The 17759-nt window shown below is 70.6% G+C and carries 14 protein-coding genes; 12 read left to right on the forward strand and 2 right to left on the reverse strand.

What is annotated here, in order from left to right:
* The first annotated feature begins 74 nt into the window (after positions 1–74).
* From ACZ6TI_RS19460 to ACZ6TI_RS19510, 11 genes are all read left to right on the forward strand, one after another.
* Positions 75–2615, forward strand: coding sequence for a M64 family metallopeptidase (locus ACZ6TI_RS19460; RefSeq protein WP_465346480.1), 2541 nt, complete (start codon positions 75–77; stop codon positions 2613–2615).
* A gap of 36 nt (positions 2616–2651) precedes the next feature.
* Positions 2652–3896: an SGNH/GDSL hydrolase family protein gene (locus ACZ6TI_RS19465; protein WP_465346481.1), complete on the forward strand. Its 1245-nt coding sequence runs from the start codon at positions 2652–2654 to the stop codon at positions 3894–3896.
* A gap of 134 nt (positions 3897–4030) precedes the next feature.
* Entirely contained in the window at positions 4031–4543 is a 513-nt protein-coding gene (locus tag ACZ6TI_RS19470; RefSeq protein ID WP_465346482.1) for an SMI1/KNR4 family protein, read from the forward strand.
* Positions 4544–4689: 146 nt separating this feature from the next.
* Positions 4690–5790, forward strand: a complete 1101-nt coding sequence (locus ACZ6TI_RS19475; protein ID WP_465346483.1) for a ScyD/ScyE family protein — start codon at positions 4690–4692, stop codon at positions 5788–5790.
* A 230-nt stretch (positions 5791–6020) separates the two neighbouring features.
* Positions 6021–7304 carry an extracellular solute-binding protein gene (locus ACZ6TI_RS19480; RefSeq protein WP_465346484.1) on the forward strand — a complete coding sequence of 428 codons (1284 nt, stop codon included), beginning with the start codon at positions 6021–6023 and terminating at the stop codon, positions 7302–7304.
* The gene (locus ACZ6TI_RS19485) at positions 7301–8182 is read left to right on the forward strand and encodes a carbohydrate ABC transporter permease (protein ID WP_465346485.1); all 882 of its coding nucleotides are present in this window, start codon (positions 7301–7303) and stop codon (positions 8180–8182) included. Before ACZ6TI_RS19480 ends, ACZ6TI_RS19485 begins: the two co-directional genes overlap by 4 nt.
* Complete coding sequence (locus ACZ6TI_RS19490) at positions 8179–8997, forward strand: carbohydrate ABC transporter permease (RefSeq protein WP_465346486.1); 819 nt, start codon at positions 8179–8181, stop codon at positions 8995–8997. The genes ACZ6TI_RS19485 and ACZ6TI_RS19490 overlap by 4 nt, the downstream gene beginning before the upstream one ends.
* Complete coding sequence (locus ACZ6TI_RS19495; protein WP_465346487.1) at positions 8994–10058, forward strand: glycoside hydrolase family 130 protein; 1065 nt, start codon at positions 8994–8996, stop codon at positions 10056–10058. The genes ACZ6TI_RS19490 and ACZ6TI_RS19495 overlap by 4 nt, the downstream gene beginning before the upstream one ends.
* On the forward strand, positions 10055–11995 hold the full coding sequence (locus ACZ6TI_RS19500; protein ID WP_465346488.1) for a hypothetical protein: 1941 nt from the start codon (positions 10055–10057) through the stop codon (positions 11993–11995). Before ACZ6TI_RS19495 ends, ACZ6TI_RS19500 begins: the two co-directional genes overlap by 4 nt.
* A 10-nt stretch (positions 11996–12005) precedes the next feature.
* Positions 12006–13106 (forward strand): DNA glycosylase AlkZ-like family protein, encoded by a 1101-nt coding sequence (locus ACZ6TI_RS19505; protein WP_465346489.1) that lies wholly within the window; start codon positions 12006–12008, stop codon positions 13104–13106.
* 101 nt (positions 13107–13207) lie between these two features.
* Positions 13208–14755 (forward strand): restriction endonuclease, encoded by a 1548-nt coding sequence (locus ACZ6TI_RS19510; RefSeq protein ID WP_465346490.1) that lies wholly within the window; start codon positions 13208–13210, stop codon positions 14753–14755.
* An 82-nt stretch (positions 14756–14837) separates the two neighbouring features.
* On the opposite strand, the gene ACZ6TI_RS19515 is transcribed toward ACZ6TI_RS19510, so the two are convergent.
* Positions 14838–15959, reverse strand: coding sequence for an endonuclease (locus ACZ6TI_RS19515; protein ID WP_465346491.1), 1122 nt, complete (start codon positions 15957–15959; stop codon positions 14838–14840).
* A 204-nt stretch (positions 15960–16163) separates the two neighbouring features.
* On the opposite strand from ACZ6TI_RS19515, the gene ACZ6TI_RS19520 reads away from it, so the two are divergent.
* Positions 16164–16688, forward strand: coding sequence for a hypothetical protein (locus tag ACZ6TI_RS19520; protein WP_465346492.1), 525 nt, complete (start codon positions 16164–16166; stop codon positions 16686–16688).
* 41 nt (positions 16689–16729) lie between these two features.
* On the opposite strand, the gene ACZ6TI_RS19525 is transcribed toward ACZ6TI_RS19520, so the two are convergent.
* Positions 16730–17737, reverse strand: a complete 1008-nt coding sequence (locus ACZ6TI_RS19525; protein ID WP_465346493.1) for a hypothetical protein — start codon at positions 17735–17737, stop codon at positions 16730–16732.
* Positions 17738–17759: the final 22 nt, after the last annotated feature.

The following is a 17759-nucleotide window of genomic DNA, read 5'->3' on the forward strand; positions in this document are numbered from 1 at the left end:
CGTCGCAATGCGACGGTGGACTTTCCGACAGGCATCGGAAGCCCTCGCGCGGCGACGTCGCTACGGTCAGTGCCGTGAAGCGATCTCTGTTCGCCACCGCTGTCCTGATCCTCGCCTCCGGACTGTTCGCCGCACCGGCCTCGGCCGCCGCCGCCGAGCTGCCCGCACCCACGGTCCACCCGATCCAGGTCACCGGCCCGGCGGCCGAACGCCTCAACCTGATCATCCTGGGCGACGGCTACCAGGCCGACCAGCAGGCCCTCTTCCGTGGCGACGTGGACCGCAACCTGGCGGTCATGTGGGCCACCGAGCCGTTCCGCACCTACCGCGACTTCATCAACGTCTACGCCGTCGAGGTCGCGTCGATCGACTACGGCGTGCGGTGCGACCCGGACGGGCGGGTGCGCTCGCCGGACGGCACGGTGCGCGACACCGGCGTCCGGGAGGGCCCGATCGACGGCAAGGACACCGCGCTTCGGATGATCTTCCAGAACGGCTGCGCGGACCCGCTGGCCCGCGGCGTGGTCTACGGCGGCGCGCCGGTCGGCTGCGAGAGCCACCCGGGCCCGGCCCCCTGCGAGACCGGCAACCAGGCGCTGAACCGGATCCTGGACACCTATGTGGCGCCCGCGCTGGGCATCCCGCGCACCTCGCAGAACCTGCAGACGCTGGCCGTCTTCAACACCTTCACCTACGGCGGCATCGGCGGCACCAGCGCGACCACGTCGGGCGGCTCGCCGCAGGGCCCGCTGATCTCGCTGCACGAGCTCGGCCACTCGCTCGGCACCCTGGCCGACGAATATCCGTACAGCTCGCGGGACGTGGTGCGGCCCTGTTACACCGGGCCCGAGCCGAGCAGCTTCCACCACACCGTCTTCACCGACGAGCAGCAGATGATCGCCGCCCAGGCCAAGTGGTTCCGGTGGCTGGGCGAGGAGAGCCTGTCCGGCGGGCGGATCGGGCTGCACGAGGGCGGCGGCACCTATCCGTGTGGTCAGCGCCGGCCCAGCGAGCACTCGATGATGCGGTGGCTCGGCTTCGACCTGGACCAGATCGGCCGGGAGAACATGGTCGCCCGGATCACCGGCATGCGCAACGAGGGCCGGCTGAACGTCCTTAGCACCCCACCCGGCACGGTGGCGCGCGACGGCGTGCTCTGGGCCGAGGCGGGCCGGCCGCGCTTCCACGAGCTGCGCTACACCTGGACGGCGGGCGGCGCGGTGGTCGGCACCGGTCAGCACCTCGACCTGGCCCCGCTGCGCCTGGCCGCGGGCACGACCGTCGGCCTCGAGGTGCGTGATCCGGTCGGGCCCGACGGCATCGATTGGGTACGCAACCCGTCCACGAACAACGCGGCCGCCGACTCCGGCTTCAACGGCCCCCGCTTCGTGCAGACGCGGCAGTGGACGGTGGGCGACACCCGCGCCGTGCCGTCCGCCCCGGCCGCCGAGATCACCGCGGCGACGCCGACCACCCAGCCGGTCGCCGGTGACGAGATCGTCTTCGTCGAGACCAACCACCCGGCCGACCGGATCGTCACCGTGAAATGGGCGCTCGACGGCAAGCCGATCGGCGGCACCCGCAACAGCCGTACCCTCGATCTCGGCTCTCGGAATCTCGAGCCCGGCACCCATCGGCTGACCGCCGGCGTGACCGACCCGGCCGACCCGGGCGGTGTCTCCGACCAGATCAGCTGGACCGTCGACAACGCCCTGCCGACCGCGCCGCGCACCCTGTCCACGCCGCTGACCACGCTGCCCGGCAGCGTCGAGCACCCGGTCTACTTCGACGGCTGGGACATGTGGCTCGCGCCGCAGGACGACCAGGAGGGCTACGACCGGCAGCGGTACGTCGTCGGGCAGCTGCGGCTGGACCACGACGGCTGGTTCAACTACTTCGGGTTCCCGGAGCGGCCGATGCCCGAGTCGCCGTTCCACTTCAGTCACTCCGGCACGGTGGTCAAGGCACTGACCTACGGCAACCTGGGCACCGGCGGGCTGTCCCGGGCGGCGTTCGAGCAGACCCTGCCGGACGACCACCCGTCCGGCGGCTTCGTGCCCGGCTTCGGCACGCACGAGGTCGAGCACCGGGCGATCGACCCGGCGGGCAACGCCGGGCCGGCCGGCAGCTACCGCGCCACCGTCCTGCCGGGCGCCTCGCCGGCCTGCACGACCACGCTGACCGGGCGGGTGGCCGGGGTGATCGCGGCCCGGGGCGTCACCTGCCTCACCGGCGCCGACGTCCGCGGCACCGTGACGGTCCGCAACGGCGCCTCCGTGGTGGCGAAGGACAGCAAGGTCAGCGGCACGCTGGTCGCGAACGGCGCCGAGGCCGTGCAGCTGTTCGGCACCACGGTCACTGGCGCGACCCGGATCGTCGGCACCACCCGGGACGTGACCGTCGCCGGCAGCACGTTCCGCGGCGCGCTGACGATCAGCGGCAACACCCAGGTGTCGGCGAACGAGCGGTTCACCCGGCTGGCCGGCGGATATGGTCCGATCCTGGCCGGCAGTGCGGTGATCGGCACGCTGACCTGCTCGGGCAACAGTGCCACGGTGTCCGACTTCGGCGCGCCGAACGAGGTCTCCGGCCGCATCGCCGGCGACTGCGGGTAGTTGGCTTTTGGTCGCCATTGATGGACGATCTTCGATATGAAGACGCTGGCGGCCACCATCGCCGCACTGCTCGCGCTGTCCGTTCTCGGCTCGGCCGACCCCGCCCGGGCGGCCGAGCCGGTGCGCGTCATGCCCCTGGGCGCCTCGATCACCTGGGGCACCTCGTCCTCGGACGGCAACGGCTACCGCGAGGAGCTGCGCAAGCACCTCGCCGGCGACGCCGGGATCGCCATCGACTTCGTCGGCTCGCAGCGCTCGGGCACGATGGCCGACGGCGACAACGAGGGGCACCCGGGCTTCCGGATCGACCAGGTCGCCGCGAGCGCCGACGCGTGGCTGGCCGCCGCCCGGCCGGACGTGGTGCTGCTCAACGTCGGCACCAACGACATGATCCAGAACACCGACCTGCCGAACGCGCCGGCCCGGCTGCGCGCGCTGATCCAGCAGATCGTGGCGGCCCGGCCGACCGCGACCGTGGTCTTCTCCACGCTGGTGCGGTCCGGCAACGCCACCAACGACAGCCGGGCGCAGGCCTTCAACGCGCAACTCCCGGGCATCGCCCAAGCCGAGGCGGCGGCCGGCCACAAGGTCCACCTGGTCGACTTCTATCACTCGCTGTTGCCCTCGGACACCGGCCCGGACCAGATCCACCCGACCGACGCCGGCTACGTCAAGATGGCCAACGTCTGGTATTCCGGGCTCCGCCCGGCGCTCGGAGCCGGCCGGAGCTGGCCGCTGTTCCTGGCGGACTTCGGCGACGCCGCTCCCCCGCTGACCTGGACCGACAGCGTCGTGGGCAGCCTCAACGTGGGCGGTTTCTGCTGCGGGCTGACCGCGATGGAGTCCGGTCGCCGCGCCGAGACCGCGCACGGCGGCACCTACGCGCTGATGTACTCCGGCAACGACCTGAGCGCCGCCGGGTCCTACTCCTACAACCGGCTGTTCGACGTGCACATCCCGATCGCCGCGGACACCACGCTGACGTACTGGATCCACCCGACCTATCCGAACGGCACCTCGGTCGCGCTCGACCTGTTCCTCACCGACGGGCGCAGCCTGCGCGACTCCGGCGCGGTGGACCAGTTCGGCGTCCGGGCCCACCCCCGGTTCCAGGGGCAGGGCGGACGCCTGGTGCCGAACCAGTGGAACCTCGTGCGGGTCGGCATCGGCGCCCTGGCCGGCGGCACGATCGACCAGATCCGCGTCGGCTACGACCAGCCCGCGAACACCGGCCTGTTCCGCGGCTACGTCGACGACATCGACATCGTCAGCGGACCGTGAGGGTGTCCGACGAGCCGCCGACCTCGTCGAGCCACGCCAAACGCACCTGCCGTGCGCGAACGTTCGCGCAGACCTGCTGTCAGGTCGTACACAGTGGATGGTCGTGGGCCGGTGCGACGCCTAGCCTGAGCGACATGACGCCCGGTTCCGCCGACCAGCCCGCCCACATCATCGCCGCGGAGCTGTCCGCCTCCGACTTCCGGTTCCGCGAGGTGATCCTCGGCCGCCGCGCCGCGAGCTGCGCCGACGTCCAGGCGCTCGAGCAGCGCATCGGCCGCCGGTTGCCGCCCGGCTACCGCCGCTTCTTCGAGCTGGTCGACGGCTGGCCGCACGCCGGCCCGGACGGCGCCTCGATGTTCCGGGCCGCGGACGTCGACCGGCTGTCCGAGCATCACCCGTCGCTGCCCGACCGGGTGGTGTCCGACCTGGTGCGGGTCACCGACACCGAGTTCGTCGCACTGCAGTACATGACCACCCCGCCCGGCCTGGTCCACATCGGCGGCGCCGACGACGTCTATGCGCTCAACCCGTCGGTGCGCAACTCCTGGGACGACTGGGAGGCGTGGCTGCTGCCGGCCGGCGAGCCGAGCGCGATCCGCTTCCCCGGCTTCTGGGATCTGCTGCTCCACCTGCTGCGCCACAACTGACCGGCGGCGACCACCCGCAGGGTCGGCCGAACGCACCTGAGTAGCACCTATGAATGCGCGGTTCCGACCATCCGATCGGTGGCTTGTCCCCCTCATCCGCGCTTTCTAGGTTGAGGGTGAACATCCGATTCGAATTCGGAGGACGGATGAAACTCCACCATGCGGTAAGAACGTTGGCCGTCATCGGAACGAGTGCTTTGACGGTGCTGGCCAGTGCGCCGGCGCACGCCTCCGGCGGACATTCCCGACAACCGGTCCGCACCATCGCGACCGGATTGGACGGACCTTTCGGCCTCGACATCCTGTCCTCGAAGCGCGCCCTGATCACCGAGTCCGACGCCGGCGAGATCACCGCGGTGGACCTGCGGTCGGGGATCACGCGCACGCTCATCACCGGCCTGGCCGGCCCGGCCGGGGTCGCCTCCTTCGGCGACAAGATCTATGTGGTCCAGGGTGGCGGCGCCGGGCCGGACGAGGGGCCACCGCCGGAACCGGGCCCCTATCCCCCGGCCTCGGTGCTGGTCGCGGACCGGAACGGGAAGCACGTTCGCGTTCTCGCCGATCTGATGGCCTACGAACTGAAGCGCAATCCGGACGGACAGGTGCAATTCAATGACGAGGGGGTGCCGTACGACGCCCTGTCCAATCCATTCAGCATGATCGCCACGAAATGGGGGCTGCTGATCGCGGACGGCGGCGCCAACGATGTGTTGCGCGTGAATCCGCGTACCGGAAAGATCTCGACGTTCTTTGTCCCGCCGAATCCCCGGACGCCGGAATGTCTGGCCGAGGGGGCGCAGGCCAACCCCGGCACGGTCGGCTGCGACTCGGTGCCGACCGGGCTCGCCGTGGTGGGCGATGACGTCTACGTGTCGACGCTCGGCGCGGAACAGCCCGGCGCGTCGGCCGTGTGGAAGCTGGACGGTCGCACCGGCCGGGTGCTGCGGGTGTGGCGCGGCTTCACGTCGCTGACCGGCGTCGCGGTCACCCCGCGCGGCACAATCTATGCCTCCGAGGTGCTGTTCGGCTTCCCGCCGGGCCCGCCGCCGCCGGACTTCGACCCCTCGTCGGTCGGCCGGTTGACCCGGATCCAGCACGGCCGGGTCACGCACGCCCAGGTCACCATGCCGACCGGGCTGGAATTCGCCGGCGGCAAGCTCTACGCGTCGAGCGGAGGCCTGGCCGGGGCGTTCGGGATCGAGCACGGCGGAAAGCTGGTCGAGGTCCGGGACGGCGCGTTCCACTAGGCACGTTCGAGGGCGATGAGCCGGGGTGACGCGGTCACCCCGGCCTTTCTCTGCCCTGCCGACCGCGCCGTGCGGGCGTAGGCTGCGAAGATCGCGCCCCGGACCCCGGCGTAGCTCGCAGCTGGTGCCGCCCTCCGCCGCTTCCGATTCGCACGGCTCTCCCCTTCGCTCGCGTGCACTCCGCCGCGCGCCGGCATTGCCGTGCCCAATCGCCTTCAAGGGAGAAGACGATGAAGTCACGCATGCCGCTCGCCGGGCTCGCCGCCCTGACCCTGTTGCTCTCCGTCGCGGCCTGCGGCAGCGACGACGCCTCCTCGGGCGCGGACGCCGCCCAGGCCCGCGGCCCGATCAACGTCTGGCTCTCCAACAACGAGCAGGAGGTGGCCTGGGGCAAACAGGTCGTGGACGCCTGGAACACCGCCCACCCCGACGAGAAGGTCACCGCACAGGAGATCCCGGCCGGCCAGACGTCCGAGGCGGTGATCTCGGCCGCGATCACGGCGGGCAACGCGCCCTGCCTGATCTACAACACCTCGCCGGCCGCGGTGCCGAACTTCCAGGCGATGGGCGGGCTGGTGCCGCTGGACGACTTCGCCGACGGCGCGAGCTATGTCAGCACCCGGTCCGGCGCGCAGGGCGACCAGTACAAGTCGCCGGACGGCAAGCTCTATCAGCTGCCGTGGAAGGCCAACCCGGTGATGCTCTTCTACAACAAGAAGATCTTCGCGAAGGCCGGGCTGAGCACCACCGCTCCCCCGCTGGGCACCTACGCCGAGTTCCTGGCCACAGCGCAGAAGATCGTGTCGAGCGGCGCCGCCAAGTACGCGATCTACCCGTCGCCGTCCAGCCAGTTCTTCCAGTCCTGGTTCGACTTCTACCCGATGTACGCCGCGGAGAGCGGCGGCAAGCAACTCGTGGTGGACAAGAAGGCCACCTTCGACTCCGACGCGGGCAAGGCGGTCGCCGGCTTCTGGCAGCAGCTGTACGCGCAGAACCTGGCCGGCAAGGAGGCCTACAACGGCGACTCGTTCGCCGACGGCACCGCGGCCATGTCCAGTGTCGGGCCGTGGGCCATCGCGGCCTATGAGGACAAGGTCGAGTGGGGTGCGGTCTCGCTGCCCACCACCGCCGGGGCGGCCGACGACCAGGCGACCTTCAGCGACGCGAAGAACGTGGCCGTCTACGCCGCCTGCGCGAACCGCGGCACGGCGTGGGACTTCCTGAAGTTCTCCACCGGCAAGGAGCAGGACGGCAAGCTGCTGGAGATGACCGGCCAGATGCCGCTGCGGCAGAACCTGGCGAGCGAGTTCGCCGGCTACTTCACCGAGAACCCGCAGTACAAGGCGTTCGCGGCCAAGTCGGCGCACGTGGTCGAGGTGCCCAACGTGCCGGCCTCGGTCGAGGTGTGGCAGGCCTTCCGGGACGCGTGGTCGAACTCGGTGATCTTCGGAAAGGCGGACCCGAACCAGTCACTGACCGACGCCGCCGCCAAGATCAACAAGCTCGTCGAATGACCTCGAAGGTGTTCGGCCGGCAGCCGATCGGGTTGCTGCTGAGCGCGCCGTACGCGGTGTTCATCGTGGCCGTCTTCGCCTATCCGCTCGGGCTCGCGGTGTGGATGTCCTTCCACAAGTACATCTTCACCGCGCCCGGGGTGAGCGTGCCGCGCCCGTTCGTCGGCCTGGACAACTACACCGCCGTGCTCAGCGATCCCGCGGTGCGCCAGTCCTTCCTGAACATCCTGGTGTTCCTGGTGATCAACGTGCCGCTCACCGTGGTGCTGTCGCTGGTGCTGGCCAGCGCCCTCAACGCGGCGATTCCGTTCCGCACCTTCTTCCGGATCAGCTTCTATGTCCCCTATGTGACCGCGAGCGTCGCCGTGGTCGGCGTCTGGCTCTTCCTGTTCAGCTCGGGCGGCCTGGTCAACCAGGTGCTCGGCGGCCTCGCGCCGGAGCCGTCCTGGCTGATCAACGAGCGCTGGGCGATGCCGTCGATCGCCGTCTACGTCACCTGGAAGCAGCTCGGCTTCTTCATCCTGCTCTACCTGGCCGCGTTGCAGAACGTGCCCAAGGAGCTCTACGAGTCGGCCGCGGTGGACGGCGCCTCCCGCTGGCGCAGCTTCCGGGCGGTGACCATTCCCGGCGTGCGCCCGGCGACCACCCTCGTGACCCTGCTGGCGATCATCACCGGCGCCAACCTCTTCACCGAGCCCTACCTGCTGACCAACGGCGGCGGCCCGAACGGCAGGTCGGCGTCGCCGGTGCTGCTGATGTATCAGCGCGGCATCGAACAGGGGCATCCGGACGTCGCCGCGGCGATCGGCGTGCTGCTGGTGGCCGGCGTGCTGCTCATCGCCGGTGCGCAGCGGCTGCTCGAACGGAGGCAGGGATGACCAAGCGCATCGTCGCCCTGTCGGTCGGCGCGATCCTTTTCCTGTTCCCGTTCTACTACATGATCGTCGGCTCGCTGCAGGAGCGGGCGGACACCTCGCCCGGTGGCGTGCTGCCGATGCCCGGCAACCTGGGGCTCACCAACTACCGGGAGATCAACGCCGCAATCGACCTGGGCCGGTCGCTGCTCAACTCGGTCATCTTCACCGCCGGCGTGGTGGCCGGCACGCTCGTCTTCGGCGTGCTGGCCGGCTATGCGCTGGCCCGGCTGCGCTTCCGGGGCCGCGGCACGCTGTTCGCGGCCATGCTGCTGATCCAGGTGATCCCGTTCCAGCTGCTGGTCATCCCGCTCTATGTGCAGATCGTCCGGGCGTACGGGCTGGCGGACTCGTACCTGGGCATGATCCTGCCGTTCGCGATCAACTCGGTCGCGGTGTTCGTGTTCCGGCAGTTCTTCCTGCAACTGCCGGCCGAACTGTTCGAGGCGGCCCGGATCGACGGCGCGAGCGAGTTGCGGGTGCTGCGCAGCGTCGCGCTTCCACTGGTGCGCCCGGCCGTGCTCACCGCCACGCTGCTCACCTTCATCGGCCCGTGGAACGAGTTCCTCTGGCCGTTCCTGGTCACCAAGGAGGCCGGCATGCAGCCGCTCGCCGTGGCTCTGGCCAACTACATGAGCACGGTCGCGGCGGCGGCGACCAACCCGTACGGCGCGATCCTGGCCGGCGCGTGTGTCCTGGCCGGACCGGCGGTGGTGTTGTTCGTGGCCTTCCAGCGGCACTTCGTCTCGTCGGACCTCGGCTCGGGAGTGAAGGGATGACCTTCCCTTATCGACTGGAACGGCTGGGCGTGGTGATGCGCCCGGATCCGGCGGCGCCGTTCGAGGCCGAGGGGGTGCTCAACCCGGGCAGCGGCCGCACCGCCGACGGCCGGCTCTGGCTGCTCCCCCGGATGGTGGCCGCGGGCAACGTGTCCCGCGTCGGCCTGGCCGAGGTGATCGTCGAGGACGGGGTGCCGGTCGGCGTGCGCCGCGACTCGGTGGTACTCGGCCCGGACGCCGGCTGGGAGCGCGGGCACACCCACGGCGGCGTCGAGGATCCACGGATCACCTGGCTCTCCGCACTCGGCCTCTATGCGATGGCCTATGCCGCGTTCGGTCCGGGCGGACCGAAACCGGCCCTGGCCGTCTCGGTCGATCTGCGGGTCTGGCGCCGGCTGGGACCACTGCATTTCGAGTACGCCGAACCGCTCGACACCGACCTCAACCTGTTCGCCAACAAGGACGTGGTGCTCTTCGGAGACCCGGTGCCCGGGCCGGACGGTCGTCCCGCGTATGCCGTCCTGCACCGTCCGATGTGGAACCTGGACGCGCTGGCCGACGGCTCGGACGTGTACCTGCCGGCCGGCGTGACCGATCCGCGGCCCGGCATCTGGATCTCCTATGCGCCGGCCGGCGCGGTCCGGGCCGATGTCCGGGCGCTGACCCACCTCGGCGGTCACCGGCCGGTCGCCACCGGAGAATTCGGTTACGAGGAGCTGCGGATCGGGGCCGGGCCGCCGCCGATCCGGGTGCCCGAGGGCTGGCTGCTGATCCACCACGGCGTGTCCGGCACGCAGGCCGCGGGCTGGGGTCTGCAGGAGAACGTGCACTATGCGGCCGGGGCGATGCTCCTCGATCCGGCTGATCCCGCGCGCGTGCTGGCGCGTACCGAAAAGCCTCTGCTCGAGCCGCAGCTCGCGGAAGAGCGCGACGGCGCGGTGCCCAACGTGGTCTTCCCGACCGCGATCGAGGAGATCGAGGGGCAACGGTTCGTCTTCTACGGCATGGCCGACTCCAGCATCGGCGTCGCACGGCTCGACCGGCTATCGGAGAAATCATGATCAAGCGCTTGATCGTCGCCCTGCTCGCCGCCACCTTCCTGACCGCCACCCCGGCCACCGCCGCGCCACCGGCGCCGCTCACCAACCTGGCGCACCTCGACTTCCTGACCGCCGCGGTGACGCCGCCCGCGCAGGCCGGCCACACCACTTACCGACTCGACCGGGAACCGTCGATCGGCGTGCTCTGGGTCTATGCCGACGATCTGCCGGAGGGCGGCTACCGCCGGGTCGGTGGCGGCGCCTACGACGCGGCCACGGACACCTGGGGGCAGGGCGCCTTCGACGCGGACGACATCTCCCGGGCCGCGGTGGTCTATCTGCGGCACTGGCGGCAGTTCGGCGATCGGCACAGCCGGGATCAGGCCTATCAGCAGTTGCGCGGGCTGACCTATCTGCAGACGGCGACCGGACCGAATGCGGGCAACGTGGTGCTGTGGATGCAGCCGGACGGCACCCTCAATCCGAGTCCGACGCCCACCGAGACGCCGGATCCGTCCGACTCGGCCGAGTCCTACTGGCTGGCCCGCACGATCTGGGCGCTCGGCGAGGGATACGCCGCGTTCCGGGACGCCGATCCGGCGTTCGCCGCGTTCGTCCGGGCGCGGCTCGACCTGGCCATCGCGGCGCTGGACCGGCAGGTGCTCGGGCGCTACGGCGAATTCCAGATCGTCGACGGCGCGCGGGTGCCGGCCTGGCTGATCGTGGACGGCGCCGACGCCAGCTCCGAGGCGGTGCTGGGCCTGAGCGCCTATGTCCGGGCCGGTGGGCCGCGCACCGCACGGGTGGCGCTGGCCCGGCTCGCGGACGGGATCGCGCGCATGGGCGGCGGTGATCGGGACGACTGGCCGTACGGCGCCCTGCTGCCCTGGGCGCTGTCGCAGTCGCTCTGGCACGCGTGGGGCGCGCAGATGCCGTCCGCACTGGCCGAGGCCTCGACCACGCTGCGTTCTCCCCGGCTGCTGGCACCTGCCATCGCGGACGCCGCGGCGTTCACCCCGCGGCTGCTGACCTCGACCGGGCCGGTCAACGGCCTGCTGCCGGCGCCGATCGACGGCTCGCAGATCGCCTATGGCGCGGACGCGCGCGTGCAGGGGCTGCTGTCCGTGTCCAGGGCGGCGCACTCGCCCGGCCTGCGGCAGCTCGCCGGGGTGGCGGCCGGCTGGTTCTTCGGCCAGAACCCGGCCGGCGCGGTGATGTACGACCCGGCGACCGGCGCCACCAACGACGGGGTCAGCGGCAGCGGCGAGGTCAACCGGAACTCGGGCGCCGAGTCCGCCATCCACGGGTTGCTGACCATGCTGGCCCTGGATGCGAACCCGGACCTGCGGGCGCTCGCCCGATCCGCCGGCGGCGTGGTCGGCCGGGACGGACAGCGCACGGTCGAGGCCGAGGCGGCACGGCTCTCCGGGCCGGCCGCGATCGTCACCCCCGATTCCGCGTGGACCGGCGAGTCGCAGTGGAGTGGCGGCGCCTACGTCCGGCTGGGCGACGGCCGGGCCACCTGGACGGTGCCCGCTCTCGCCCAGCCGAGCCTGGTGGCGGCGATCGTCAACCGCGTGCCCGGGCCCGGCGGCACGAGCACGTTCCGCGGTCTGGGCACGATCCGCTATGGCGGTGGTGGCGCGCAGGGCGTGTCCGCGGCGCCGGGCATGCTGTTGCCGGTGGCCGTGCCTCGCAACCTGCCGGCCGGCGCGACCGGACTGACCGCCACCGGCGGCGGCGACCTCGACGCGCTGCTGCTCACGCCGCTCGTCTCGACGCTGACCATGCCGGGGGTGACGCTGTATTCGAGTGTCGCGGGGACCGGTCGCCGGGTCACCGCCCCGACGGTCGCGCGCAGCTACGACGCCCGCGGCCGGCTCGCGGACACCGGGGTCACGGTCGTCATTCCGCCGGGTGGCTTCGCGATCGCCGGTTCTGTCGTACCGCTGGATTAGCCTTTTCGGCATGGCCATCCACCAGCTGACCCGGGTGGACGCGCGCCGCATCGCGGTGCGCGCCCAGCTCCTCGACGGCGTCCGGCCGCACGACCTGATGACGGTCGTGCGGCACCTGGCGCTGCTGCAACATGACCAGACCGCGGCCGTCGCGCCGAGCGCCGACCTGGTCCTGTGGAGCCGGCTGGGTTCGTCCTATGCGCCGGAGGAGCTGGCCACCCTCCTGCGCGACCAGGAGCTGATCGAGCTCGACGGCTTGATCCGGCCGGCCGAGGACATCGCGCTCTTCCGCGCCGACATGGCCGACTGGCCGGGCCGCGGCGAGGTCAAGGAGTGGCAGGCCGCGGTGGAGGACTGGGTGCGTGCCAACGACGAGTGCCGCCGCCACATCCTGGACCGGTTGTTCGAGGAGAACCCCCTGCCGGCGAGCGCCTTTCCGGACCTGACCATCGTGCCGTGGCGCTCGTCGGGGTGGAACAACGACCGCAACGTGGGCCGGCTGCTCACCCAGATGGTGGCCCGGGGCGAGGTGGCGGTGGCGGGCCGGCGCGGCCGCGAGCCGCTGTGGGACCTGGCCGAGCGGATCTACCCCGACGACCCGCCGGTCCCGTCCGAGGAGGCCCACCGGGTGCGCGACGAGCGGCGGCTGCGAGCGCTCGGCATCGCCCGCCCCCGGGCGACAGCGACGCCGACCGAGCCGAACCACGTCGGTGACGCGGGCGAGCCGGCCGTCATCGAGGGCGTGCGCGGCAAGTGGCGGGTCGACCCGGCCTATCTCGACGGCGGGTTCGAGGGCCGGGCGGCGCTGCTGTCCCCGCTGGACCGCCTGGTCTTCGACCGCAAGCGGATGGTCGAGCTGTTCGAGTTCGACTACACCCTGGAGATGTACAAGCCGGCGGCCCAGCGCCGCTTCGGTTACTGGGCACTCCCGATCCTGTGGGGCGACACCCTGGTGGGCAAGGTCGACGCGACCGCCGACCGAGCCCAGGGAGTCCTGCGAGTCGACGCGATCCACCGAGACGTCCCGTTCACCCGCAAGATGACGACCGCGATCGACGACGAGCTGACCGACCTGGCCGACTGGCTGTCACTCGACCTGCTGGTCAAGTAGTCGGCCAGGAGACATGGTCGAAACCTTCTCGCAACCCGCTTCCCACCTCGAATGGTGACAACTGTTCACAGAGTGACGCGTCGATTACTCTACGAATCGACGTGGGGGTGGACATGTCATCGAGTTCGCGATCGAACAATCTCCGGCGAGAGATCGCGGCGCAACAGCGCGCGGCTGATCAGGCGGCTCGGCAACATGCACGCGATCAAGCCCTGGCCTACGAGCAAGGCCGCAAGGAACGGGCGTCATTGATGACGACTGCTGCGGAGCAGCGCGTGGCTGAGCTGACCGGGATACTCGCAGCCTCCCTGTCGTCCCCATCTCCGGCGATCAACCTGGACAGACTCAAGAAACGCCCGGTGACCGTGCCACTCGTTCTCGGCCCCGACGCTCAACCTGCGCCTACGCCTCGCTGGCAGGACTTCGAGCCGGCACCGCCGGGATTGGTGGGGCGCTTCTTCGGCGGCGAGGCGCGTCACCTGCGAGATCGCGAAGCTGCTGAACGGGATTTCGCCGCGGCGGCAGAAGAACATCGGTCCGGCGAGATCGCGCGCCGGCACCGGGTATCCCAGGCAAGAGCCGCTCAGGCGCACCGCCAAGACGAAGTCGACGCACAGATTTCACGGCACAACCGCGAGGTCGAGGCATTCGCCGCGGCGGTCAGGGACGGCGATCGGCACGCGGTCAGCCGGTACTTCCAGATGGGAATCGACCAGGTCCTGGACCCGTCCGGCTTTCCCCGCGAGCGCCGTGCCGGTTACGTTCCGGAATCCACCCTCCTGGCCCTCGAGTGGCGACTCCCCACGCCCGAGATCGTTCCGGCGGACAAGTCGTTCAGGTGGATCAAGACTCGGGATGAGTTCACCGCGGCGCCGCGTCCTCCGGCAGAAACCCGGAAGATCTACCAGACAGTGGTCGCGCAGATCGCTCTGCGGGCACTGCGCTCGGTCTTCGGGTCCGACGACTTGTCGCTGGTCAGCACCGTCGTCTTCAACGGCCTGGTGGATGCGATCGATCCCACCACGGGCAAGCCCGTGCAACCGTGCCTGATCACCCTCCGCGCCACACGCGAACAGTTCGACACCCTGATACTCGATCAACTCGATCCGGTCGCGTGCATCCGGAAGTACTTCGCCGCCGATGTCTCGAGACATCCGGAAGAACTCGAACCCGTTCCGCCGGTCATGGAATTCAAGATGGCAGACCCTCGCGTCATCGACCCCGTCGATGTGATCAGTCAGATCGACAAGAGACCGAATCTCCTGGAGCTCACATCGAAGGAGTTCGAGCATTTCGTGCACAACCTGTTCGACCGCATGGGCTTCGACACCAAGATCTTCAGAGCTGACGGTGACGGCGGTGTCGATTGCGTCGCCTACGACCCCACCCCGATCAGGGGAGGCAAATACGTCATCCAGGCGAAGCTGTACAACAAGACGGTGCCCCCGACCGCGGTCCGCGATCTGTACGGCACGATGCAGCACGAGGGCGCGAAGAGCGGCATCCTCATCACCACCAGCGGCTACGGCCCGAGCAGCTACGAATTCGCGAACGGCAAGCCTCTGCAGCTCATCGACGGCAGCGGGCTTTTGGCGCTGTGTCAGGACCTCGGCATCCCGGCGCGCATCGTGCGCCTACCCAGAAAATGATGCACCGCATCGATTTCACCCAGGTCGTTCGCCGAGTCCGAGCGTCGGTTCATCGGGCCGCGCTCGGCGGTAAGGGGCGGGATCAGGCGAAGATCGAGTTGACCCACTCCGGGTGGTCGACGAACGGGTTTCGGTTGTGCTGGTAGCTGGTGTAGATGCGTTCGTTGCGGTTGCGTTCGAAGGCGTCCGGTGGGTCGGCCGCGTTCCAAGTGAGCAGGGCGGACAGCCGGCCCAGCCGCGGTGCGGTGCCGCCGCTCGTGGCGTTGTCCACCTCCAGGTCCGGGTGGGAGTCGCCGCCCTCATAGCGGACCGCCATGTAGAAGATCATGCGCGCCACGTCGCCCTTGACCGCGGCGCGCGGCTCCCACGAGTCGGCGTCGGTCCGGTTGCCGGGGGCGTCGGCGACCGCGCTGCCGCCGTTGTCGAAGTCCTTGTTGTCCCGCTCCGAGTTGACGTGCACGTCCTCAGGCCGCAGGTGGTGCAGGTCGGTGCCGGGGCCGTTGCCGGTGCCGAAGTCGCCGTGCGACTTCGCCCAGACGTGCTCGCGGTTCCAGTCGCCCTGGTCGCCGCCGTTCAGCGACTTGGACCGGCTGGTGCCGGAATAGAGCAGGATCACGTTCGCCGAGTTCGCCGGGTCCTGGTCGGTGACCTTGAGCGCGTTCCACACCGCGTCGTAGTTCAGCGTGGTCACGCCGCTGGAGATGATGCCGTGCAGCGCGTCCTTCAGGGCGTCGCCCGACTTGCCGGCCGCGGCCGCGTAATAGCCGCCGGGATCCGGGTCGGTCGGCGGCGGCGGCGTGGACCCGTCGCCGAGCGTCATCGCGGTCGGCGACTTCAGGCCGGCGTGCGGGGTGAAATAGGGTGTCAGGGTGCCGGTCACGGTGAGCAGGTCACCGATCAGACCGGGGTTGCTCCGCAATCCGAAACCCGACCGGTACGCGGTGGTCAGCTGCACGTAGAGCATGTCGCCCGGGTCGGTCTCGCCGCTGCCGTCCGCGATCGCGAGGGCGGTGTCGCCGGTGAAGCCGCTGCGCAGCACGGTGTTCGCGGCGGTGGGCTGCCCGACGACGTAGCCGCGGACCGTGCCGCTCCCCCCGCTCTGACTGCTGATCGCCTGCGCGACGGTGATCGGGGTGGCGGCCGGCGCGTTCGCGGGCGCCACCAGCGAGCCGACCATGACCAGGAGAGCGATGAGAGCGGGCATGTGCACTCCGTTCACCAAACGGTTGCATCGACAACGATCTCAGTATGGGCGAAGCCGCCGCGCCGCGGTCCATACCAGCTCCGTCATACGCGCAGGCCCGCGTCCTAGATCCGACCGCCGCCGTGCCGCAGCCCGGACAGCCGCCGCCGGCCGGACCGGTTAGCGTCGGCCGGCACGGTCTCTGCACAGGACGGAGTGGCGGCCATGAAGACTCACACGCTGGTCCGCACCATCGATCTGCTCGACATCGCCGGCCGGCTGCCCGGCGCCGCCGACGCTCAGCGCACCGACGACCGCACCATCATCTTCTTCTTCACCGACGATGACGGCGAAACGCTGCCGGTGCTGCTCGTCCAAGACGATCATGAACGGCTGTCTCTCACCTGCCGGGTGGGCTGGCCGGCGCACAACATCATCGCCGGACTCGCCGCGGCCGGCACGTGGGGCGGCATGAACGAGGCGTACAGCACCACGTCGTACCACGACGAAGAGTTCCTGATGCTCACGTCGCAGCTGTCGTTGCGCGGCGGCGTCGGCGACGATCACGTGGTGGAGTGGGCCCGGGATTTCGTGTCCCGGATCAGCCTCTGGGTGCGGTGTTCCCAGCTGATCCTCAACGAGGTCGGGGACGACGACTCGTTCGAGGCGACCGTCGCCCGGTCGAAGGAGGGATGGGAGATCCTCGGCAAGATCAGCGCCGGTTTCGTCCAGCAGTTCATGCAGTCCTGACCGGCGACGTCCGGGAACCGCCGCGCATGCGCGCAGTGACGTCAGTCGTCGCGGTGGGCCCAGCGCCAGGCGGCCTGATAACCGCCGGCGGCGTCGCCGAAGAAGTAGGCCCAGGCCACGGTCGAGCCGAAGTACGAGCCGATCTCGTCCATCACCGCGCGGGCCTCCGGGCGGCGGCCGGCCAGGAAATGGGCCAGCGCCAGCCAGTGCCGGCAGGTCATGCCGCGGCCGGGGGTCGGCGTGCCGGCGCGCCACTTCGCCGCCCAGCCGTCGAGCTCCTGCCGCACCTCGGGGCGGTGGAAGTGCCGCGAGCAGGCGGCCAGGGACTCGGCGGTGCGCTGGTCCCAGCCGTGCTCCCGCATGGCGAACTCGAAGTGGGCCAGGAACGGCAGCATCACCGCGTTCGCACCGGGTGGTGCGGCCTCGGCGGCGTCCCGGGCCGCGGCGAACATCCGGTCGTGCGAGCCGTACCACTTCTCGCACAGCAGGCTGACGACGGTCAGGTGCAGCTCGAAGTTGTGCGGGTCGCGGCCGCGCGCCTCGGAGAGGGTGACCTGGTATTCCCTCGTGTTCACCCGGCCGTCCGCGAACATCGCGCCGAGCAGCTCGATGTGCGGGACCGGGTCGTGCGGCCCGGCCAGCGCGATCGCCCGGCGGCCGGCCTCGGCGGACGCCTCGGACAGCTCGGCGAACGCCTGGAACTGCTTGGGGCTGGTGTGGGCCGCCGATTGGGCGCCGCGAGCCTCGCCGGCCATCGCGCCCAGCGTCGCCGCCTGAATGGTGACGGCCGCCGCGTCGTCCGGAGCGGCCTGCAGCCAGGCGCTCAGCCAGCCGCCGTTGCTCGCCGCGGCGTCGCTGAGCACGGCGACGCGCCGGGCGCGCAGCTCCCAATCGGCCCCGGCCTCGGCGACCACGTCGCGGGCCGCGGTCCAGGTGCCGGCCAGCGCCCGGTCGCGGGCCATGCGCAGCGCGAGGTCGTCGAGGGCCACGTCGAGGTCAAGGGTGGGCGGCTTGGGCCGGCGCCCCCGGCCGAGCAGACGGGACAGCACCCCGAGAGCGTACTGGCGCGGC

The sequence above is a fragment of the Actinoplanes sp. NPDC051388 genome (genome assembly GCF_055586225.1).